General features: G+C 64.7%; 19 protein-coding genes. 7 read left to right on the top strand and 12 right to left on the bottom strand.

What is annotated here, in order from left to right; all coding sequences use genetic code 11:
- Positions 1–57: 57 nt before the first annotated feature.
- Both CLU90_RS10920 and CLU90_RS10915 read right to left on the bottom strand, forming a co-directional pair.
- Positions 58–1,026, bottom strand: a complete 969-nt coding sequence (locus CLU90_RS10920) for an IS1595 family transposase (RefSeq protein WP_100427922.1) — start codon at positions 1,024–1,026, stop codon at positions 58–60.
- Positions 1,027–1,134: 108 nt separating this feature from the next.
- Positions 1,135–2,163 carry an acyl-CoA dehydrogenase gene (locus CLU90_RS10915; protein WP_100427921.1) on the bottom strand — a complete coding sequence of 343 codons (1,029 nt, stop codon included), beginning with the start codon at positions 2,161–2,163 and terminating at the stop codon, positions 1,135–1,137.
- An 86-nt stretch (positions 2,164–2,249) separates the two neighbouring features.
- On the opposite strand from CLU90_RS10915, the gene CLU90_RS10910 reads away from it, so the two are divergent.
- Complete coding sequence (locus CLU90_RS10910; RefSeq protein ID WP_157808803.1) at positions 2,250–2,543, top strand: hypothetical protein; 294 nt, start codon at positions 2,250–2,252, stop codon at positions 2,541–2,543.
- Here the strand turns inward: CLU90_RS10910 and CLU90_RS10905 are convergent.
- The 6 genes from CLU90_RS10905 to CLU90_RS10880 form a co-directional block, all read right to left on the bottom strand.
- Entirely contained in the window at positions 2,540–4,600 is a 2,061-nt protein-coding gene (locus tag CLU90_RS10905; protein ID WP_100427919.1) for a methyl-accepting chemotaxis protein, read from the bottom strand. The two genes, CLU90_RS10910 and CLU90_RS10905, sit on opposite strands and share 4 nt — an antisense overlap.
- Before the next feature lie 32 nt (positions 4,601–4,632).
- Positions 4,633–5,424 carry a TorF family putative porin gene (locus CLU90_RS10900; protein WP_100427918.1) on the bottom strand — a complete coding sequence of 264 codons (792 nt, stop codon included), beginning with the start codon at positions 5,422–5,424 and terminating at the stop codon, positions 4,633–4,635.
- 241 nt (positions 5,425–5,665) lie between these two features.
- A complete protein-coding gene (locus tag CLU90_RS10895; protein WP_100427917.1) occupies positions 5,666–6,079 on the bottom strand; it encodes a hypothetical protein in 414 nt (137 codons plus the stop codon).
- A gap of 63 nt (positions 6,080–6,142) precedes the next feature.
- A complete protein-coding gene (locus CLU90_RS10890) occupies positions 6,143–7,162 on the bottom strand; it encodes a helix-turn-helix transcriptional regulator (RefSeq protein WP_100427916.1) in 1,020 nt (339 codons plus the stop codon).
- Positions 7,163–7,244: 82 nt separating this feature from the next.
- Positions 7,245–8,231 (bottom strand): GGDEF domain-containing protein, encoded by a 987-nt coding sequence (locus CLU90_RS10885; RefSeq protein WP_232731159.1) that lies wholly within the window; start codon positions 8,229–8,231, stop codon positions 7,245–7,247.
- A 141-nt stretch (positions 8,232–8,372) separates the two neighbouring features.
- A complete protein-coding gene (locus tag CLU90_RS10880) occupies positions 8,373–9,083 on the bottom strand; it encodes a FadR/GntR family transcriptional regulator (RefSeq protein ID WP_175539213.1) in 711 nt (236 codons plus the stop codon).
- Between the two features lie 140 nt (positions 9,084–9,223).
- Here CLU90_RS10880 and CLU90_RS10875 point away from each other — a divergent pair, with 140 nt between their 5' ends.
- From CLU90_RS10875 to CLU90_RS10860, 4 genes are all read left to right on the top strand, one after another.
- Positions 9,224–10,027 (top strand): (Fe-S)-binding protein, encoded by an 804-nt coding sequence (locus CLU90_RS10875; RefSeq protein ID WP_100427915.1) that lies wholly within the window; start codon positions 9,224–9,226, stop codon positions 10,025–10,027.
- A complete protein-coding gene (locus CLU90_RS10870) occupies positions 10,024–10,740 on the top strand; it encodes a LutC/YkgG family protein (protein ID WP_092710403.1) in 717 nt (238 codons plus the stop codon). Before CLU90_RS10875 ends, CLU90_RS10870 begins: the two co-directional genes overlap by 4 nt.
- The gene (locus tag CLU90_RS10865) at positions 10,737–12,182 is read left to right on the top strand and encodes a LutB/LldF family L-lactate oxidation iron-sulfur protein (protein WP_100427914.1); all 1,446 of its coding nucleotides are present in this window, start codon (positions 10,737–10,739) and stop codon (positions 12,180–12,182) included. The genes CLU90_RS10870 and CLU90_RS10865 overlap by 4 nt, the downstream gene beginning before the upstream one ends.
- Positions 12,183–12,275: 93 nt before the next feature.
- Complete coding sequence (locus tag CLU90_RS10860) at positions 12,276–13,973, top strand: lactate permease LctP family transporter (protein ID WP_100427913.1); 1,698 nt, start codon at positions 12,276–12,278, stop codon at positions 13,971–13,973.
- Between the two features lie 58 nt (positions 13,974–14,031).
- On the opposite strand, the gene CLU90_RS10855 is transcribed toward CLU90_RS10860, so the two are convergent.
- Together CLU90_RS10855 and CLU90_RS10850 are read right to left on the bottom strand one after the other, a co-directional pair.
- Entirely contained in the window at positions 14,032–14,547 is a 516-nt protein-coding gene (locus CLU90_RS10855) for an NADPH-dependent FMN reductase (protein ID WP_232731158.1), read from the bottom strand.
- A 110-nt stretch (positions 14,548–14,657) separates the two neighbouring features.
- On the bottom strand, positions 14,658–14,891 hold the full coding sequence (locus CLU90_RS10850; RefSeq protein ID WP_080698581.1) for a DUF3563 family protein: 234 nt from the start codon (positions 14,889–14,891) through the stop codon (positions 14,658–14,660).
- Positions 14,892–15,326: 435 nt separating this feature from the next.
- Between CLU90_RS10850 and fucP the strand changes: the two genes are divergently transcribed.
- Positions 15,327–16,628 carry an L-fucose:H+ symporter permease gene (gene fucP / locus CLU90_RS10845; RefSeq protein ID WP_092711279.1) on the top strand — a complete coding sequence of 434 codons (1,302 nt, stop codon included), beginning with the start codon at positions 15,327–15,329 and terminating at the stop codon, positions 16,626–16,628.
- Between the two features lie 50 nt (positions 16,629–16,678).
- Here fucP and CLU90_RS10840 read toward each other — a convergent pair whose 3' ends face one another.
- Positions 16,679–17,572, bottom strand: coding sequence for a LysR substrate-binding domain-containing protein (locus CLU90_RS10840; protein WP_100427911.1), 894 nt, complete (start codon positions 17,570–17,572; stop codon positions 16,679–16,681).
- A 160-nt stretch (positions 17,573–17,732) separates the two neighbouring features.
- On the opposite strand from CLU90_RS10840, the gene CLU90_RS10835 reads away from it, so the two are divergent.
- Entirely contained in the window at positions 17,733–19,229 is a 1,497-nt protein-coding gene (locus tag CLU90_RS10835) for a succinate CoA transferase (protein WP_100427910.1), read from the top strand.
- Between the two features lie 87 nt (positions 19,230–19,316).
- Here CLU90_RS10835 and CLU90_RS10830 read toward each other — a convergent pair whose 3' ends face one another.
- The gene (locus CLU90_RS10830; RefSeq protein WP_092710387.1) at positions 19,317–19,979 is read right to left on the bottom strand and encodes a TetR/AcrR family transcriptional regulator; all 663 of its coding nucleotides are present in this window, start codon (positions 19,977–19,979) and stop codon (positions 19,317–19,319) included.
- Between the last annotated feature and the right edge of the window lie 258 nt (positions 19,980–20,237).

The following is a 20,237-nucleotide window of genomic DNA, read 5'->3' as shown; positions in this document are numbered from 1 at the left end:
CAGTCAGCCAGCACTGATCGACGGCCCGGAGTTCATCCGGTCCGGCGATTTTTTTGGCTATGTCACCGTCAGATGTGGGAATGCGCCCAGTGTTGCCTTCAATAACGTTTCCGGCGAACGGATGCGCCCGGCGTCGAGGATCCAGCGCCACCCCAGGTAGTTCGGCAGGTGGCGCGTCGCCACGCCATGAAACGGCCCCAGCCATTGTCGCAATCGGCTGTGATACGCATTGACGTTCTGCACATGGGCGGCGCCCTGCACGCGGATGCCGGCGCGCAAGTTGACGGCGTGATGACTGATGCCCGCTTCCCGGGCAAAAGCCCGGTAGGCGGCATGGCCGTCGGTGACCAGCAAGACATCCTTGTCGATCATGGGCAACAAACAGTGGTGCAACTGCGCCTTGGTTAGCGCTCCTTTGCCCGTGACGAAATCGAGCGTCTGGCCCGTGCGGTCGCGCGCCACCAGGATGCAGACCTGTTCGTTCGATATGCCGCGCTTGTGGGCATGGCCGCCCCGGCGGCGGGCCGGACGCGTCATTGTTCTGGACCCCTTTTCCGATTCCAGCAGATATAACTCGTCGGCCTCAGCGATGCCATGCAGGCCATGCGGCCGGTCCGTCTTTGCCAACGATAAAAACCGGTGGCGCCAGCGAAAGGTGGTATTGCGGTGCACGCCCAGCTGCAATGCCGCCTTGCGCACGGAATCCGATGCCAGCAGGCAATTGGCATAGGCGAGCCACAAGGTCTTGTGGCGCAAGCGCGCCAGCGCAGTGCCCGTCAAGGCATTGAAGGTGCGCCCGCAGGGAACGCAGCGGTAGCGCTGCAGTCCGTGCGCATGGCCGTGCCGGTGCAAGTGGTCTGAATGGCAGGCGGGACAGGCCAATCGCGGCTGGGCCACGCTTTCCAGCAGCGCGATGGTCGCGTCGTGTGGCGAGTTGCCATGCAGCAGGGCAATGCCCATATGCCGCTGGCGTTGGCTCAACCGGACAAACTGCGCAATCAAGGTGATCCATTCGGCTGGCCGCATGATTGGCTCCCGCAGAGTGAGTATGCAGAGTCAGACAGCACGGCCACAGGAAGATTCCGGCATTTCCCCTACTTGCCGATGACAGAGCCATTTTTTTGTCCGCGCGCGTCACAGCTTCCACGGATGTTCTTCCGCGCCGGCGACGATGCCGCCCAGCACGGCCTGGTCGCGTTCCGCATGACTCTGGCGCAGAAAGACTGGCAGGTCGGCCGCCAGACGCGCGAAATGGGCGTCGCGGCACAATGGGCCGGCGCCCAGCGCCCGCGTGGCCAGGTGCAGCACCAGGGTGGCGGCGTCTTCCACGGCCAGGCGCAGGCGCAGCGCCAGGCCCGTGGCGTCGCGTTGCGGATGCGCGTCGATCTCGGCGGCGCCTTCGCGCAGCAGGGCACCGGCGGCGCGCAAGGCGCAGTCGATCTGGCCCAGTTGCGCCAGGCGCACGGGATCGGGGGCGGCGTGCTGCGCGCGCGCATGCAGGTGGCCGGCGATGGCGCAGGCGGCGCCATACCAGGCGGCCGCGATGCCGGCGCCGCCATGCCAGTAGCCGGGGCGGCTCGGATAGGCGCCTGGCGTACCGACGGGAAAGGCGCGCGCGGCGGAAAAAGTCACGTCCACGCTGGCACAGGCACGCATGCCGACGGCTTGCCAGCCTTCGTCCGTGACGTGCACGCCAGGCTGCGACAAGTCTACGGTGGCAAGGCAAGCCTGGTGATCGTCGTTCCAGCAACTGACCAAGGCATGGCCGAGGCCATGCGCGCCGGAACACCAGGCCTTGCGTCCATCGAGCACATGGCGGCCGTCTGCCATCTGCCGCAAGCGCACGCGCGCGTCCGGTACGTCCGCGCACCAGACGCCCCAGCTGCCGCCGGCCGGCACGCCGGGGCCACCGAGTTCCGCCAGGATGGCGAGCGCATCCGTATGGCCTTCATACAGCTTGAGCAGGGAGAGGTCGATGGCGGCGATGGCGGCCAGCATTTGCCAGCGCCGCAAGGTGGCGCCGTGGCCGGGCAGGGGCAGCTGGTCCAGCCCCGCGTCGCGCAGGCGCCGCAAGCCTTCGATGGGGGTGACAGCGCTGTCCTGCGGCTGTAGCAGGGTGGCCAGCGCGGCGTCGGACGGCAGGGAGAAAGCGTTGGGCGACATGACAAGCTCCTTTTAAACAGGATAGCTTTGTGCTTTTGCAATGTCCGTCCGATTCTACACCTACCGTCGCCGACGGACTCGAGGCCGTGAGCGCCGCAGCAAGTCCAGCGCTTATTTTTTACGTACAGCATGTCGGGCACATAACTGCTGCCGTTATGCGAGAAGGTGTAGAGATTGTTGTCGCGCAAGAAGATGCCACCCTTGATGGTTTGCGCCGGGCGCATGCCTTCGTCGAGCGGGCAGCTGGCGCCGCCTTCATATTCGATGCAGCATTGTGTTTGCCGTCCTCCTTCCCCTATGGCACGCCAGGTCCCGTGACGTTGAAGCTATACGCGGGGATGGACAGGTTCAGCTTGTCGATGCGCACGTTGCTGGCTTAAAACTCTTCCCAGTCATCACCGGCCGGCGCCTTGGCTGCCGTTCTTTCCGCGGGCGCCGGCTTGACCGGGGCAAGGCGCCGGGCTGGCGGCGCTACTTTGGTCACCGCCAGCACTGCCTGCGGTGTCATTTGTTGCTGTGCACCCAGCTTGAACACGCTGACCACGTCGGCCAAATGGCTGGCCTGGTCCTGCAGGCTTTCGGCGGCAGCCGCCGCTTCCTCGACCAGGGCCGCGTTCTGCTGCGTCACGCCATCCATCTGCGCCAGCGCCTGGTTGACCTGGGCGATGCCGTCGCTTTGCTCGGTGGTGGCGACGCTGATGTCGGCCATGATGGCGGTGACACGGCGCACGCTGTCGACCACCTGTTCCATGGTGGCGCCCGCCTCATCGACGAGCTTGCTGCCGGCCGCCACCTTGCCGACGGAATCGTCGATCAGCAGCTTGATCTCTTTGGCGGCAGCCGCCGAGCGTTGCGCCAGGTTGCGTACTTCCGTGGCGACGACGGCGAAACCGCGCCCCTGTTCGCCCGCGCGCGCCGCTTCCACGGCCGCGTTCAGGGCCAGGATATTCGTCTGGAAGGCGATGCCGTCGATGACGCTGATGATGTCGACGATCTTGTTCGACGAATCGTTAATCGACGTCATCGTTTCGATCACCTTGCCGACCACTTCGCCGCTCTTTTGCGCCACGCTGGATGCGGAGGCTGCCAGTTGATTCGCCTGGCGCGCATGGTCGGCGTTTTCCTTCACCGTGCCCGTCAGCTCCTCCACCGAGGCGGCCGTTTCTTCCAGCGAACTGGCCTGCTGCTCCGTGCGGGCCGACAGGTCGTTATTGCCTTGCGCAATTTCCGCACTGGCGCGCGCCACGTTGTCGGCGCTCGCCTGCACTTGCAGCAGCACGGCGTGGATTTTTTCCACGAACTGGTTGAAACCCTTGCCGATGATGGCCAGCTCGTCCGTGCCCTTGACTTCCAGCTTGACGCGCAGGTCGGCGTCGCCGCTCGACAAATCCGTCATGGTGCGGCCCAGGGTGCGCAGCGGGCGCGTCAGCTGGTTGACGACGAGGATCAGAATACCTGCCGTGGCCGCCGCGCACAGCAGGGCGACGATCAGGGTATAGACCATCAGGTCGCGCGCCGAGGCCGTGGCCACGCTTTTCGGGAAATTCAGCTCCACGCTCCAGGGCGCGATGTCGGGGTGGATGTGCAGCGGCTGCAGCAAGTGGATGTAGCCCTTGCCGTCCTCGTATTCATACGGCTGGCCCTGGCGCACTTTGTCCAGGCCGGCCGCCGGCACGTCGTCCGCCTTCTTGCCCAGCCGCTCAGGCAGCGGGTGGCTCGCGTACAGGCCGCCGTTCGAAATCAGGGCCAGCTTGCCGCCTTCGATCACTTTCAGGTCGGCGAGGATTTTCGCCAGGCGCGTGAGCATGAAGTCGGCGCTGGCCGTGCCCTTGAAGCTGCCGTCGATCATGATGGGCGCCACCAGCGAGGCCATCAGCACATCCTTGCCATCGACGGGGTAGATGTACGGCTCCGTAAAGTAGGTCTTGCCGGTGCGCTTGGGCACGTCATACCAGTCGTTGGCGCCCGGTTTCGGGTCGAAGACGATGGGCTCGACCTGCAGCTTGCCGCCGGCGCCCCGCGTCCAGTAGGGCATGAAGCGGCCGCTGGCGTCGTAGTTCGGTTTCTGGTTGGCGAACTCCGCATCCTTGCCGTCGAGTGCGTTCGGCTCCCACGTCACGGCCGAGCCCAGCAAGTCTTCCGAACTGGTCAACGTTGCCTTGGTCAGTTCATTGATCTGTTCGCGCTGCAGGGGCAGGCTGGCGCTCTTGGTGCCGCGCATGGCGCCGGCCAGGCTGGACACGCTGGACAGGTTGCTGGCGATGCGCGCCTGCAAGGCACCGGCCACTTCGCGCGCCGACGTGCGCGCCAGGTCCAGCGCGGCCGCTTCGGCGCTGGCGCTGCTCTTGTAGCCGATCACGGCCGCCGTGACGCCGAGGCTGAGGACGGCGAGCGCGGTGGCGGCGACGCAGATTTTACTGTTCAGTGAAAGTTGCATGGTGCTGTTCCTTGATGGGGAGATATGTCGGTTCAGAACGTCTTGCTGACGGCCAGCACGAAGGTGGCGGCGGCGGGGTTCGACGTGTCGAACTGGCCGGCCGCATTCGGGATGCCCAGGGTGTAATGGTCATAGGCGTCGGTGGCGCCCCAGGCGCGCGTGAGTGCGGCGCTGGCGCTCCAGCCGCCGTCGAAGGTCCGGGTGACACCCACCTTGGCGTCGCGCCAGTTCCACATGGCGTTGCCCGTGCCCGCCACCCGGCCATTGCCGGCGTGCAGGTTCAAGGTCCAGGCATTGCCCAGGTCGACATTCGCGCCCACGTCCAGGTAGCCCGTGCCGCGCGCATTCGTGATGCCGAAGAAGTCGCGCGTGACCGTGCGGTTGTACTTGGCGTACAGCATCTTGTAGCTGAGGCCCAGCGACAGTTCGCCATAGTCGTACTTGACACCCGTGGCGCGGTAGACGGCGCCCGGATATTTGTAATAGTAGGCGAGCACGCTATAGCCCAGTTCGCCCACCGTGCCGCCGTAGCCGCCGTACACGTCCCATTCGACGGTCGCATCCTCGATATAGCGGTCGCTGACGGTGGAAGCCCACGTACCCAGCGACCAGCCGCTCGGGTGCGCGTAGTCGGCACCCGCCTGCAGCGCGGGCTTGCCCCAGGTCTGGCGAAAGCCGCGCGAAATGTATTGCGAGGTGAGGCTGGCATTGGCGCTGAAGGTGGCGGCAGGGCTGTCCGTGGTCTGGGCCTGCGCGGGCAGGGCGGCCAGAAAAAAGAGGCAGCCGAGCAAGGATATGGCAGGAAAATGGTGGTGCGATGGCATGGCAGTCAGCTCCGTATTTGCTGGCAGCGGCCGTCCAGGCGCGTTGCCCTGATGGTTGCAATAAAAATGCGGAATGGACTTTTTTGGGGAGGCAAGATGGCTAGTGTGCATGCTCGCATGAACAGGCAGGCATTCTCACCAAACGTAACCGGAAGGATAGGGCGTGGGGCCAGTGGAAGTCAATAAAGTTGCGCTACGGAAATCGTAAGTTGTTGTTTCTTGGCACTTTTTCATGCGCCTGTCATATGGCTGGGGTGCCCCGGCTGGCTGCCTGCTGCAAGCCGTCCACCAAGCCGGGCAGGGCGGCATGCAAGGCAGGCAAGTCATCCGCCTGCAGTTCGGCCTGCATTTCCACGCGGCCCGATGGCTGGCCCCACACGACCTGGGCGCTGAGCCGGGCATCCGACTCGAGGCCCGTGACGCTGACCAGCAGGGCGACTTCTTCCGGCGCATCGTCGGACACGTCGTCGAGCAGGCAGGAAATGCCGAAGTGATAATCCTGGAAGGCGCTGGCCGTGCCGCTGGAAAAGGCGAAGACGGAGGCGAGCGCCTGTGGCGCGGCGGCCGCCAGTGCGGGCAGGGCGGCGCGGAACAGCGGCAGCAAGTCGTTTTCCAGCTGGCGTACCAGCGGATGGGTGTGGGCGAGGACGGTCATGGCGGGAGGGATCAGTTGGCGGCGCGCGATGGTAGCAGTTTTTGCGGCCGCCGGGGTCCATCGTCAGGCGGCGTAGCGGCTGGCCATGCTGGCGATGGTGCTTTTCATCTGTTCGCGCAGCGCGGCGGGGGCCAGCACTTCCACGCCATCGCCCAGGCCCAGCAACCACCATTGCAGTTCGCGCGTGCTGGGCACGGTGGCGGTCAGGTGCAGCGAGCCGTCGGCGCGCTCCTGCAATTGCTGGTCCGCGCTCAGCGGTGTCTCGTACAGGTGCTCGCCGCTGCGACGGGCAAACACGGCTTCGAGCAGCAGCGGTTCGCCATCGCGGATGCCCATGGCGCCCGAAGCAATATAGGCATCGATGTCGAAGCCTGGCTGCGCGCGCGCGGTAAGGAAGAGCATTTCCGCCTGCTGCACGCGGTGCAGGACCAGGGTGCGCACATCGTTGTAGTCGGCAAACAGGCATACCAGGTAGAGCAACTGGCCGCGCTGCACGATGGCCAGCGGATGGACGGCGTCATAGCTGACGAGCTTGTCGTTGTCGCGCTTCTTGTAGCTCAGCTTGAGCTGGCGGTTCTGCATCAGCGCTTCATACACGATGCGTTGGCAAGCTTCGTCGATGTCGGGCGCCAGCAGCCGCTGCATGGGGGCGATGACACGTATCTTGTCCAGCCAGGCAGACGCGCTGGCACGCTCGCTGGCCGCGTTCAGGGTCTGGCGCGCCGCGCTGAAATACGGCTGCATGCTGTCCAGGGTGGATGGCGGCAACGCATGGCGCATGTGCTGCTCCATCAGGGCCAGGGTCAGCGCGGCCGGCGTCGACAGGCCCGGCATGTCCATGCGCGCCGCATTTTCCATCCAGCACCAGCCAAACGGCTTGCTATCGGCTGGCATGGTCAGCGGGAAAATTTCGGCCAGGTCGAGCAAGTCGCGCTGGATGGTGCGGATGCCGATGGCAAAGTCGATGGCCTTGAGCTTGTCGTGCAATTCGGCGACGGTGATGGTGCGTGGCGCTGGCGGTATCAGGCGCAGCATTTGCCATTGGCGCATGATGGTGGAAGGGCGGGTCGTGTGTTCAGACATGGTGGTTCCGTTCGATGTCAATGGCAGGATGTGTACTGATAAGTACACAAGTTAACGAATGGTAACATTGATTCGATGGCAATTACAGGGCGTCCAGCATGGCTGCCCTGACGCAATTGCGCCCCGCGTGCTTGGCCTGGTACAGCAGGCGGTCGGCAGCATTGACCAGGGTGGCAGCGCAGGGCGCCTGGCTGTCCGGCGCACACGCGAGCGTGACCACGCCGAAGCTGGCCGTCGTCCCGATGTGCTGTGCCAAGCCGTCGCGCAGGCGTTCGGCCAGGCGCACGCCGCCAGTCAGGTCCGTTTCGGGCAGGATCAGCAGGAACTCTTCGCCGCCGTGGCGCACCACGCTGTCGATGCCATGGCGCGTGGCGTTGCCGAGCAGGGCGGCAAAGGTGCGCAGCACGGCATCGCCTGCGGCATGACCGTGGGCGTCGTTGATGCGCTTGAAGTGATCGATATCGCACAGGATGGCCGTCAGGCACAGGCCATGACGTTGTGAGCGCGCAAGTTCGGCGCCCAGCAGGTGCTCGTCGAGGTAGCGGCGGTTGTAGCAGCCGGTCAGGTGGTCGCGCACGGCCTGTTCGGCGAGGATGGCGTGTTGCAGGATGCGTGCTCGGCGCTGGCGCTGCTGGCCATGGCCGGCGCACAGGCCGGTCAGGTTGAGCAGCAGCAAGTTGGCGGCGTTGCCGGCTTGAAAGTCATCCTGCATGCCGAGCCAGGCCAGGCTCGCCACGATGGCCAGGCCGGTGCCGGCCAGCAGATGCGGCGTGACGCCGGCATAGGGCGCGACGAGCAGGATGCAAAAGGCGGTTGCGTGCCAGCTTGCATCGGTCTCGCGCAATGCATAGCAGAGCAGGAACACGAGCAGGTCTAGCGCCAGCAGCGCGGTAGCGGAGGCGGGGCGGCCCGGCCTTGCGGCAGGCGCGTGCCAGGCCCGCAGCAGCATGGCCAGGATGGCCAGGCAGCAGGCCAGGGCCAGCGGCCAGCCGCCGGGCGGCAGCAGCGCGGTGGCAAGGGTGGCGCTGGCGCCGGCATGCAGCGCCAGCAAGGGAAGCGGCGCCGGCATGCGGATATCGTCAGTTGCATGGTGCAAATGCATGGAAACCTGTCGGATAGCGAATCGGGACCCCATTCTTGCCCGACCCTGCGACAAGCCGCGACGCGTTGCCCATCATGCTGCCTATCAGATTGGTCCTACCAGCAGCCCTTATTCGTCACTGGTGACGCGCGTGCGCACGAAGTCGATGTGGCTTTGCATGGCCGTGCGCGCTTCCTCGGGCTGGCTGGCGCAGATCGCCTCGCACAGGGTGCGGTGCTGCGACAGCAGGTGCAGCGAGGTGGCCTCGTCCTGCTGGCGCAAGCCCGTGCCATTGATGGTGATGTGTTCGCGCAGCATGCCGATGATGCTGGTGTGCAGGTGCAAAAACATGGTGTTGTGCGAGGCCTGCGCGATGACTTCATGCAGCCGCGCGTCGGCCTGCGCCTCGCCGTGCTTGTCGTCGCTGGCGCGTGCCTGTTCCAGTTCGGCCAGCAGCGCCATGATCTGCGCGCGCTCACCGCCGCTGGCCCGCTGCGCCGCAAAGTAGGCCGTCGCCCCTTCCAGCACGCGGCGAAATTCCAGGATGTCGTCGCGCAGGGCGGGGTGGTCGGCCACCAGCTGGCTCCACGGCGAAGCCATGCCGGTGCGTAATTGATCCGTGACGAACACGCCGGCGCCGCGACGGCTGCGCACGAGACCCCGCGCCGCCAGCCGCTGCACGGCTTCGCGCACGGTGTTGCGCGAGACCTCATATTGCTGCGCCAGCAGGCGCTCGGCCGGCAGTTGCGCACCCGCCGGCAAGCTGCCGTCCAGCAGCGCCGTTTCCAGCCTGCGCATCACCATCTCGACCCTGCCCCGCGTTTGCATGCCTGTCGCCATCGATGTCTTCCGGTGTTGTTTTAAAGTGGTCCGAGCAATTTGAAGTGGCTTGCGGAAGCTGGAATTATGCGTGAACCGGTCATTCTTAACAACACACAGCGGCGCCGCAGCAACACACAGAGCGCCGGGGAGACACAGCCATGCCGCCAGAATCGCAGCCAGACTCGCGCCAGTCACGCCACTATCCATCGCCACCGCCACAGGTGTACCTGTTCGCCACCTGCCTCGTCGACCTGTTCGTGCCGCAGGCGGGCCTCGACGCGGTGCGTCTGCTGGAGCGGGAAGGCTTGCTGGTGCATTATCCGCGCGGCCAGAGCTGCTGCGGCCAGCCCGCCTACAGCAGCGGCAATCCGGAACAGGCGCGCGCCGTGGCCCGCGCCCAGCTCGACCTGTTTGCGCAGCCGTGGCCCGTGATCGTGCCGTCCGGTTCCTGCGCTGGCATGATGCGCCACCACTGGCCGCAGCTGTTCCAGGACGATCCCGTCGCCGGCCCCAAGGCGGCGGAACTGGCCGAACGTGTATATGAACTGAGCGAATTTCTCGTCTGCGTGCTGCAGCTCGATCTTGGCGGTATGGGTGCCGCCGCGCAGGCCGATGAAAAGGTGGTGCTGCATACCTCGTGCGGGGCGCGCCGCGAAATGGGCACGCGCACCCACGGCGTGGCCCTGGTCGACGCCTTGCCCGGCGTGACGCGCATCGAACACCAGCGCGAATCCGAATGCTGCGGCTTCGGCGGCACGTTCTCACTAAAACACCCCGATATTTCCGGCGCCATGGTCAGCGACAAGATCGCCTCGGCCTGCGCCACGGCCTGCGACCGGCTCGTCTCGGCCGACTGCGGCTGCCTGCTCAATATCGGTCACGCCGCGCAGCACCAGGGCGCGCCGCTGGCCGTCGAGCATATGGCCAGCTTCCTGTGGCGCCGCACGGGAGGCGCGGCATGAGCGCAGCCTTGACCGCCCGCGAACGCATGCTGGGGCGCCTGCGCGCCGCCGCGCCCGCCGCACCCGAAGCGGTGGATGCCATCGATGCGGCCATCGACCAGCACTACCTGGCGCGCCGCGCCGCCGCGCCGCTGCCGGCACGGGACAGGATAGACGCCATGCAGGCCGCCTTGCGCGCCTCGCATGCGGAGGTCGATTGCATCAGTAGCGAGGCCTGGCCCGCCTTGCTGGCGCAGCGCCTCGGTGAACACGGCGTGCGCCGTTTGCTGCTCGATGCCGGCAGCGCCGAAGGGCAGGCCTTGCGCGCCGCCCTGCCGGCTGGCGTGGAGACGTTGTCATTCGCGCGTCCGCTGGCGCAGTGGAAAAGTGAGCTGTTCGACACCGTCGACGCGGGGTTCACCGTCGCGCGTTCCGGCATCGCCGCCACGGGCACCCTGGTCATCGCGCCCGATGCGGCCACGCCGCGCACGGTGTCCCTGGCGCCGCCCCTGCATATCTGCCTCGTGTACGCCAGCAGCCTGCACGTGGACTTGCATGCGGCGGCGCGCGCCGAGCGCTGGTGCGACGGCATGCCGGCCAATCTGGTGCTGGTGTCGGGCCCCTCGAAAACCTCCGACATCCAGCAAACGCTGGCCTATGGCGCGCACGGCCCGCGCTGGTTGTGGGTGTTGATCATCGATGATTTATCTGCCCATGAAGGAGGCCAGCCATGAACGCCAAGCCCCTGCAATTCGTCACGCCGGCCGACTTCCACGCGCGCGCGCGCGCCGCGCTGGACGACCCGAAACTGCGCCAGAGCTTTCGCGGCGCCATGGATTTTTTACAGGACAAGCGCAAGACGCAATTCCCCGATGGTGACGAACTGGAACGCCTGCGCGACATCGGCGAAGCCGTGCGCCGGCACGCGCTGGCGCGCCTGCCCGATTTGCTGGTGCAGCTGGAAGACAAGCTGACGGCGGCGGGCGTGCACGTGCACTGGGCCGAGAATGGCGAACAGGCCAACGCCATCATCCACGCCATCGCCGAGAGGAATCAGGCGACGCGCTTCATCAAGGGCAAGTCGATGGCCAGCGAGGAAATCGAGCTCAATCACTATCTGGAAGCGCGCGGCATGACGTGCCTGGAATCGGACATGGGCGAGTACATCGTGCAGCTGGCCGGCGAAAAACCGTCGCACATCGTCATGCCGGCCATTCACAAGACGAAGGCGGATATCGCCGGCCTGTTCGCCGAGCATATCCCCGACGCGCCCTACACGGAAGACGTCGACAGCCTGATCCAGACTGGACGGCGCGCCCTGCGCCAGGCCTTCGTCGACGCCGATATCGGCCTGTCGGGCGTGAATTTCGCGGCGGCCGACACGGGCACCCTGTGGCTGGTGGAAAACGAGGGCAATGGCCGCTTGACGACGTCCGTGCCGGACGTGCACATCGCCATCATGGGCATGGAAAAAGTGGTGGCCAAGCTCGAACATATCGTGCCGCTGGCCAGCCTCCTGACGCGCTCGGCCACGGGCCAGGCCATCACCACGTATTTCAACCTGATTTCCGGCCCGCGCCGCGCCGGTGAAAAGGACGGGCCGCGCGAAGTGCACCTGGTCTTGCTCGACAACGGACGCAGCCAGGCCTACGCCGACGAGCAGCTGCGCGCCACCCTGCAATGCATACGCTGCGGCGCCTGCATGAACCACTGTCCCGTCTACACGCGCATCGGCGGCCACGCCTACGGCACCACGTATCCGGGGCCGATCGGCAAGATCATCTCGCCGCATTTGCTGGGACTCGACGCGACGGCGGACCTGGCCACTGCATCAAGCCTGTGCGGCGCCTGCGGCGAAGTGTGCCCCGTGCGCATCCCGATTCCGCAGCTGCTGGTGCGCCTGCGCACGGAGGCCAACCGTAATCCGCATGAGGAAGTCAGCCATCCGCTGCGCGGGCAGGGCGCCAAGTTCAGCCGCGGCGAAAGTCTGATCTGGCGCTTCTGGAGCGGCGCCTTCGCACACCCCGCCAGCTACCGATTGTTCCGCTGGGCCGCCACGCGGCTGCGCATGCTGGCACCGCGCAAGCAGCTGGGCTGGACGCAGCACCGCAAGCCCTTGACCCCGGCGCCGCGCAGCCTGGCCGACCTGCTCAATGCACGGGGACAGGAAGAATAGCCCGTTCCCGGAGCACCGCAAAAAACACGCTACACACAATTACATCAAAAGCCGTTTTTTCATTTAACCCGCATCCACCGGAGGAGACCCGACATGCAAACCTGGACCCAACTTTATACACCGCTCGGCAGCTTGTGGCTGTCGTCGCTGGCGGCAGCCGTTCCCATCATTTTCTTTTTCATCGCCTTGGCGGCGCTGCGCATCAAGGGCCACGTGGCCGCCGCCGTCACCTTGGCGCTGGCGCTGGCCGTGGCGATTTTTGCGTATGGCATGCCCGTGCCGCAGGCGCTGGCGGCGGCCGGCTACGGTTTTGCGTACGGCTTGTGGCCGATCGCCTGGATCATCGTCACGGCCGTCTTCCTGTACAAGATCGTCGTCAAAACGGGGCAGATCGACATCATCCGCGCCTCCGTGCTGTCGGTCACGGACGACCAGCGCCTGCAGGTGCTGTTGATCGGCTTTGCCTTCGGCGCCTTCCTGGAAGGGGCGGCCGGTTTCGGCGCGCCCGTGGCGATCACGTCGGCCTTGCTGGTGGGCCTGGGCTTCAATCCGCTGTACGCGGCGGGCCTGTGCCTGATCGCCAACACGGCGCCCGTGGCCTTCGGCGCCATGGGCATCCCCATCATCGTGGCGGGCCAGGTGACGGGCATCGACCCCTTCCTGATCGGCGCCATGGCGGGCCGCCAGTTGCCGCTGCTGTCGCTGCTGGTGCCGTTCTGGCTGGTGTTCATGATGGATGGATTCCGCGGCGTGCGCGAAGTGTGGCCGGCCGCCCTGGTGACGGGCTTGAGCTTTGCCGTCACGCAGTATTTCACGTCCAACCATATCGGCCCTGAACTGCCGGACATCACCTCGGCCCTCGTCAGCCTCGTGTCGCTGACCCTGTTCCTGAAAGTGTGGCAGCCAAAGAATGCGAAAGTGGCGCACGCCGTCGGCGGCGGTACGGCTGCGCTGTCCGGCTTCGGCGGTGCTGGGGCCGTGCGCGGTGCCGGCAACCGCGCCGCCTCGCCCTACACGATGGCGCAGACCATGCGCGCCTGGGCGCCGTTCGGCCTGCTGACGGCCATCGTCACCGTGTGGAGCCTGCCCGGCTTCAAGGCCCTGTTCGCCGCCGGCGGCGCCTTGTCCGGCCTGGTCATCAAGATCCACGTGCCCTATCTCGACAAGCTGGTGATGAAGACCATGCCCATCGTGGCGGAGCCGAAGGCGTACGACGCCGTGTTCAAGCTCGATCTGCTGTCGGCCGTGGGCACGGCGATTTTGCTGACGGCCGTGCTGTCGATGCTGATGCTGCGCATGAAGCCGCGCGATGGTTGGAAGGCGTTTGTGGAAACGATCGTGGAATTGCGCCGTCCCGTGCTGTCGATCGGTCTCGTGCTGGCGTTTGCCTTTGTCGCCAATTACTCGGGCATGTCGTCCACCCTGGCCCTGCTGCTGGCCGGCAGCGGCGCCGCCTTCCCGTTCTTCTCGCCGTTCCTGGGCTGGCTGGGCGTTTTCCTGACGGGTTCCGACACCTCGTCGAACGCCTTGTTCTGCTCATTGCAAAACACGACGGCGCACCAGATCGGCGTGTCCGACACCCTGATGGTGGCGGCCAATACGACGGGCGGCGTGACGGCGAAGATGATTTCGCCCCAGTCGATCGCCGTCGCCTGCGCGGCGACCGGCCTCGTGGGCAAGGAATCGGACCTGTTCCGCTTCACCTTGAAGCACAGCCTGTTGTTTGCCGTCATCATCGGCATCATCACCATGCTGCAGGCCTACGTGTTCACCGGCATGATCCCGCATTGAGCGGCCCGTAGAAGTACGTAGTAAAACTAGATGAATTGATAGTAAAACGTGCAGAAGGTCATGAAAATGACCTGATGCACTGCAGCATATCGAGGATGGCCCGGCGCAATGCCGGGTCCGCGGCGATGCCTTCCGCATCGAGACCCGATCCCAGCAGGGGCAGGCTGATGCAAGCGTCGTCGATCAGGCGCGCCGACATGGTGCGCACCGTTTCGCGCAAGGCCGCCTGCGCATGCGTGGCGCGCGGCGAGGCGTTCAGCAGCACCAGCGGCTTGTCGATGAACGATTCATTTCCCACCATCCAGTCCAGCGCGTTTTTCATGGGGCCGCTCACGCCATGCGCGTATTCGGGGCTGGCCAGCATCAGCACGTCGGCCGCCAGGATGGCGTCGCGCAGGTCCGTCACGGCCGGCAGGCTGTCGGCGTCGAGGTCGGGATTGAACAGCGGTAACTCACCGAGTCCCGAATAGATGCGGATGTCGAATGGCGGTGGCGCAAGCCCGGCGATGGCGCGCAGCAGGGCGGTGTTCAGCGAGGCAGCGCGCAGGCTGCCGGCGATGGCGAGAATGGTCATGGGCGTATGCATCCCGCCTGTATAGCCCATCCTGTGCTCAAGCGCAAGGCGAGCAGGATGGCGCTATCGATGTTGCAACAGCCGGTGAGCGACTGGGGACTGCGGCAATATTAACGGCTCAGACCGCTCATCCAGCTTGGCTGCGGGTTGGCACGGGCCAGTTCGCGCATGCGGTATTCCAGGTCGTAACGGTCCGTCGATTCGGCCAGGTACGCTTCTTCGTAGGCGCGTTCGCGGCGGTCGCTGCTTTGGTTCAGCCAGGCGCCAACACGTTTGGCGGCGTGGACCAGGGTGGCGACGATATTGCTGTTTTGCGTGGTGTGGTAAGTAAATGCGGTAGACATGGCAGACTCCTTATGTGGCGTGCCGCGTTGTGCTGCACTGCAATATAAGTATAGCGATTCCAAGTTATAAGGCTACTTTTGATTTCAAATGTCGGCTATTCATTTTTAGAATAACAGCTGCGAAAGCTGCGCAATACGGGGCTTTAAGGCATAATGCGGGCGCAGTATCGTAGTTTTACTACAAGACTGTTTTGTCCTGAATGTTGTTTTCAGACGCAGCCCGCAGGCGTGCCGCGCCCACAAGACATCATTTTGGCGAGAAACGGTCGGCCGTGCGCCTGCCGCGCGCAAGAGACGCCATGCCTGCCCCTGTTTTGCTGATGGCAGTCATGGCCCACGCTGATATCTGCGTGGCGCTTGCGCGTCCTGGTGCTGCCGGGTGGAAACGCTTCCATGCCTGGCAAGATCAACTTGGAATTGAAAAATGGAGAAGGTATGGAATACGTAAAGCAAGGCCAGGGCGTACCGTCCGCACAGGCCGGCACGCAAAACAATACGGGCGCCCTGATCATTGTCACGGTGCTGTTTTTCATGTGGGGACTGCTGACATCGCTCAATGATGTGCTGATTCCCCATCTGCGCTCGATCTACACCCTGACGTATGTGCAGGCGATGCTGGTGCAGTTCTGCTTCTTTGGCGCCTACGCCATCGTTTCGCTGCCGGCCGGCATGCTGATCAAGAAGATCGGCTACCAGCGCGGCGTCGTCGCCGGCCTGCTGATCGCGGCCGCAGGCTGCGCCATGTTCTACCCGGCGTCGACCGGCAGCTATGCGCTGTTCCTGTTGTCCTTCTTCATCCTGGCGGCCGGCATCACCGTGCTGCAGGTGGCGGCCAACCCGTACGTGACGGAACTGGGCGACCCGCAGACGGCATCGAGCCGTTTGACCTTGACGCAAGCGTTCAACGCACTGGGCACCACCGTGGCGCCTGCGCTGGGCGGCATGCTGATCTTGTCGGGCACCGTGCTGACGGTGCAGCAGTTCGACTTGCTGCCGGCGGCCGAGCAACTGGCTTACCGCGCCAAGGAAGCGGCCTCCGTGCAAGGCCCGTACCTGGTGCTGGCCGCCACCCTGGTGATCCTGGCCGTGCTGTTTGCGCTGGCAAAACTGCCGAAGATTTCGCATGCCGACGATGCGGCCGCCCTGGCGCACGATGGCAATAAAGTCTCGATCTGGTCGCACCGCCACCTGGTGCTGGGCGCGCTGGCCATCTTTTTGTACGTGGGCGGTGAAGTCAGCATCGGCAGCTTCCTGATCAACTTCCTGGGCGAGAGCCATATCGCTGGCCTCAGCCATGCCGACGCAGCCTATTTCGTCAGCTATTACTGGGGTGGCGCCATGCTGGGCCGCTTCGTCGGCTTTGCCGTGATGCGCTATGTCAGCCCGGGCAAGACTCTGGCCTTCAACGCCGCCGTCGTCATCGCGCTGATCCTCGTCGCCGTGTTCTCCAGCGGTCACACGGCGATGTGGGCCTTGATCGCCGTCGGCCTGTTCAATTCCATCATGTTCCCGACCATCTTCAGCATGGCCCTGAACAAGCTGGGCGCGCAAACGGGACAAGGTTCGGGCATCCTGTGCATGGCCATCGTCGGCGGCGCCATCGTGCCGTTCATCCAGGGCTTCCTGGCCGATCACATCAACCTGCAACTGTCCTTCCTCGTGCCGGCCCTGTGCTACACCTTCATTCTGTACTTCGGCTGGAAGTACGCCAGCATGTACAACGACAGCGCCAAGTAAGCAAGGTGGCGTGATCAGGCAAAAGGGTGGCTTCGGCCACCCTTTTTTCGTCAGGGGGCGAACGGCGTGCCCAATACGTCCTGGCATACCTCGAGCCAGGCGCGCGCCGCATGCGACAGATAGCGCCCGCTCCAGACATGCGCCACCTGCCACGCCACCTCAGGCTCGACGATGCGCACCGCCTCCAGCGGTTCGCCGGCCAGGCGGTGGATGAAGGGCTCGGGCAGCAGGGCCACGCCCAGGCCCGCCGACGCCATCGCCACGAGCCAGTCCCATTGCCCGCTCTGGGCCGCGATCGTCGGCGCGAAGCCCGCTTGCGCGAAATGCTGGCGCAGGCTGCGCGTCAGGGCGAAGTCATCCTTCAATAACACCAGCGGCAGTTCGGCCAGCGCCTTGAAGGGCAAGGTCGTGCGGTTTTTCTGGAACGTGCCCGGCTCGGCCAGGGCCCAGATCGGGTAGTTGGCCACTTCCACGGCCACCAGATCGAGTTCCGGATCGGCTGGCAGCACCGTCATGCCGATTTCCAGCTCGCCGGCCGCCACCTGGCGTTCGATCTGCTGGCCCGTATCTTCCTGCAGGGTCAGGCTGATGTTCGGGTGGCGCGCGCGGAAGGCCTTTAATACAGGTGTGAACAGCACATTGATCATGGGCGGGATGCCGACCGTCAGGCTGCCGCGCTGCAAGGCCTGCGTGTCGCGCACTTCCAGTGTCAGCTGGCGCATGTTCGCCAGCATTTCCTGGCCGTGCTGGTAGACGATGCGGCCCGTGTCCGTCAGGGTCAGCTTGCGCCCGTCGCGCACCAGCAGCTGCGCCCCCACTTCATCTTCCAGCTGGCGCACCATCTTGCTGATGGTCGACTGGGTCAGGTGCAGCGATTCGGCCGCCTGCGTAAAGCTCGACAGGCGCACGGTTTCGACGAAATAGCGCAGGGAACGGATATCCAAGGTAGGTGCTCGGCGTTGGCAAGCCATGAAAATATCGACTGGATGTGGCGAAATTAATTCATGCCATGCATGTGACCGCGATTTTATACTGATTCCACTTATGGGGCTGGTGTATGACAGCCATCCAGTTTGAGAATATGAAGAAGATCAGGAGCATCCGATGTACGAAGACCGTATCCGCCACCCAGGCTTGCTCGGCAAAATCATGAGCGCCGATGAGGCAGCCAAATTGTTCCATAACGGCATGCGTGTCGGCATGAGCGGTTTTACCCGTGCCGGCGACGCCAAGGCCTTGCCGCGCGCGCTGGCCGAGCGCGCCCTGCAAGATCCATTAAGCCTGACCCTGATCACGGGCGCTTCGCTGGGCAATGGCAGCGATGGCTTGATGGCCGAGGCGGGCGTGCTGGCGCGCCGCATGCCGTTCCAGGTCGACCCTGTGCTGCGCGGCAAGATCAACAAGGGCGAGGTCATGTTCATCGACCAGCATCTGTCGGAAACGGCCGAGCAGCTGCGTTCAGGCAACCTGGCCGCCGTCGATATCGCCGTCATCGAAGCAACAGCCATCACGGCGGCCGGCGCCATCATTCCGACCATGTCGGTGGGCAATTCCGCCGCCTTTGCCCAGCAAGCCACGCAAGTGATCATCGAAATCAACCTGTCCACGCCGCTGGCGCTGGAAGGCTTGCACGACATTTATATACCACACACCTTGCCGGGGCGCGAACCGATTCCCCTCACGCGCGTCGACCAGCGCCTGGGCAGCACGGCCATCGCCATCGACCCGGCCCGCATCGCCGCCATCGTCATCACGGACAGCCCCGACAGCCCGTCGAACGCCTTGCCGCCCGACGCGGAAACGCAGGCGATCGCCGGCCACGTGATCGCCTTCCTGGAAGGCGAAGTGGCGGCCGGGCGCATGGGGCCGGAATTGCTGCCGCTGCAAGCGGGCATCGGCACCATCGCCAATGCCGTGCTGCATGGCCTGATCGGTTCGCCTTTCCAGAACATGACCATGTATTCGGAAGTGCTGCAGGACAGCGCCATCGAGCTGCTCGATTCGGGCCAGCTGGCGTTTGCCTCGGCCTCGTCGATCACCTTGTCGGCCGCCGTGCATCAAAAGCTGATGGACAATATCGACCATTACCGCTCGAAGATCGTGCTGCGCCCGCAAGAGATCAGCAACCACCCCGAGATCGTGCGCCGCCTGGGCATCATCGCCCTGAACACGGCGCTCGAGTTCGATATCTACGGCAACGTCAATTCCACGCACGTGTGCGGCACGCACATGATGAACGGCATCGGCGGCTCGGGCGACTTTGCGCGCAATGGGCAAGTGTCGATGTTCGTGTCGAAATCGGCGGCCAAGGGCGGACGCATTTCCAGCGTCGTGCCGATGGTCTCGCACGTGGACCACACGGAGCATGACGTCGACGTGCTGGTGACGGAGTGGGGTTTTGCGGACTTGCGCGGCCTGGCGCCGCGCGAACGGGCGCCGTTGATCATCGAGCGCTGCACGCACCCCGATTACCGCGCGCAGCTGCGTGCCTATTACGACGCGGCATGCCAGCGCGGCGGCCACACGCCGCACATCCTGCAAGAGGCGCTGGCCTGGCATGTGCGCTATCAGGAAACGCAGAGCATGCTGGCCGCGCAGTAAATCCTCGTCAGCGCAAGGACAGGGCAGGGCGCTGCGGCACCGCGCCTGCCTTTTTTTCGCCTGGCGCATGTTGCGCCAGATTAAGGGTCAGACCGCCGGTGCAAAGCGCAGGCGGATGCCTGCCGTGACGACGGCGAGCAAGTCGTCGATGTGCGCGTTCATTTCCGGATGCGGCGTCCATGGGTCGCCCGCATCCATGACGATGCGCAGCGACACGAGGCCGTGCAGCGATTGCCAGAAGATTTGCGTCATCGTGTGCAGCGCCGGTTCATCCTGGCGTACCTGGCCCGCCTGCGCCAGCTCGCCGAACAGGTGCAGCGCGTAGGCATACGGGTCTTGCTCGATATTGCCGTGTTCCACTTCGACGGCGTCGACTTCCGCGTGCGGACGCAGCTCCATGAAGATCAGCGAGTATTCGTCGGGATGCTGGAAGCCGTACTCGATGTAGGCGCGGCCGACCAGGCTGATGCGTTCCCATGGGTCAGTGCTGGTGTCGCAGGCCGTGCGCATGGCGCGCACCAGTTCCAGCAAATCCTTGTCCATGGCCTGGGCGATCAGGGTGGCCTTGTCGCGGAACAGGGCGTACACGACGGTGGTGGAAAAGCCGGCCGCCTCGGCCACTTTGCGGATGGAGACGGCGCGCGCGCCGCCCTTCTTGATGAGATCTTTGACGACGTCGATGATGTGCTCGCGCCGCGCTTGTGCCTCGCGTAACTTTCTTTCTTGAATATTGGTCAGCTTCTTGTCCACGACTCTTTCCTGGCGACTCTATGAAAGCAGGAATTATAGGGGGATGATGGGCCGCCAATGTTTCTGACATTGTTACAATTCAGTTTTTTGTCCGGTAGATGCGACAGCGGACCGATTTTTCGCGCTTTTGCCCGGCACTTTTCCATCGATGCCCCGGAATGGTGCATAAATCGCCGGGTCAGGCTTTGCGATCGGAGTCAAAGGGCGGAAAATAGCGGGATAGCTTACACTGCGTTTTTTAGCGCGACGGCGGTGGCC

The sequence above is a fragment of the Janthinobacterium sp. 67 genome (assembly GCF_002797895.1).
Lineage (GTDB): Bacteria > Pseudomonadota > Gammaproteobacteria > Burkholderiales > Burkholderiaceae_D > Janthinobacterium.
Note: the sequence above shows the minus strand (reverse complement) of the source record. Positions and strands in the feature narration are given on the sequence as shown.

What these genes read in the sequence shown, in the direction of transcription:
- CLU90_RS10865 (WP_100427914.1), top strand. Translation starts at nt 10,737, where the DNA reads ATGAACGCCAAGCCCCTGCAATTCGTCACGCCGGCCGACTTCCACGCG.
- CLU90_RS10905 (WP_100427919.1), bottom strand. Translation starts at nt 4,600, where the DNA reads ATGCAACTTTCACTGAACAGTAAAATCTGCGTCGCCGCCACCGCGCTC.
- CLU90_RS10855 (WP_232731158.1), bottom strand. Translation starts at nt 14,547, where the DNA reads ATGACCATTCTCGCCATCGCCGGCAGCCTGCGCGCTGCCTCGCTGAAC.
- CLU90_RS10850 (WP_080698581.1), bottom strand. Translation starts at nt 14,891, where the DNA reads ATGTCTACCGCATTTACTTACCACACCACGCAAAACAGCAATATCGTC.
- CLU90_RS10835 (WP_100427910.1), top strand. Translation starts at nt 17,733, where the DNA reads ATGTACGAAGACCGTATCCGCCACCCAGGCTTGCTCGGCAAAATCATG.
- CLU90_RS10900 (WP_100427918.1), bottom strand. Translation starts at nt 5,424, where the DNA reads ATGCCATCGCACCACCATTTTCCTGCCATATCCTTGCTCGGCTGCCTC.
- fucP (WP_092711279.1), top strand. Translation starts at nt 15,327, where the DNA reads ATGGAATACGTAAAGCAAGGCCAGGGCGTACCGTCCGCACAGGCCGGC.
- CLU90_RS10875 (WP_100427915.1), top strand. Translation starts at nt 9,224, where the DNA reads ATGCCGCCAGAATCGCAGCCAGACTCGCGCCAGTCACGCCACTATCCA.
- CLU90_RS10870 (WP_092710403.1), top strand. Translation starts at nt 10,024, where the DNA reads ATGAGCGCAGCCTTGACCGCCCGCGAACGCATGCTGGGGCGCCTGCGC.
- CLU90_RS10860 (WP_100427913.1), top strand. Translation starts at nt 12,276, where the DNA reads ATGCAAACCTGGACCCAACTTTATACACCGCTCGGCAGCTTGTGGCTG.
- CLU90_RS10890 (WP_100427916.1), bottom strand. Translation starts at nt 7,162, where the DNA reads ATGTCTGAACACACGACCCGCCCTTCCACCATCATGCGCCAATGGCAA.
- CLU90_RS10885 (WP_232731159.1), bottom strand. Translation starts at nt 8,231, where the DNA reads ATGCCGGCGCCGCTTCCCTTGCTGGCGCTGCATGCCGGCGCCAGCGCC.
- CLU90_RS10920 (WP_100427922.1), bottom strand. Translation starts at nt 1,026, where the DNA reads ATGCGGCCAGCCGAATGGATCACCTTGATTGCGCAGTTTGTCCGGTTG.
- CLU90_RS10895 (WP_100427917.1), bottom strand. Translation starts at nt 6,079, where the DNA reads ATGACCGTCCTCGCCCACACCCATCCGCTGGTACGCCAGCTGGAAAAC.
- CLU90_RS10915 (WP_100427921.1), bottom strand. Translation starts at nt 2,163, where the DNA reads ATGTCGCCCAACGCTTTCTCCCTGCCGTCCGACGCCGCGCTGGCCACC.
- CLU90_RS10880 (WP_175539213.1), bottom strand. Translation starts at nt 9,083, where the DNA reads ATGGCGACAGGCATGCAAACGCGGGGCAGGGTCGAGATGGTGATGCGC.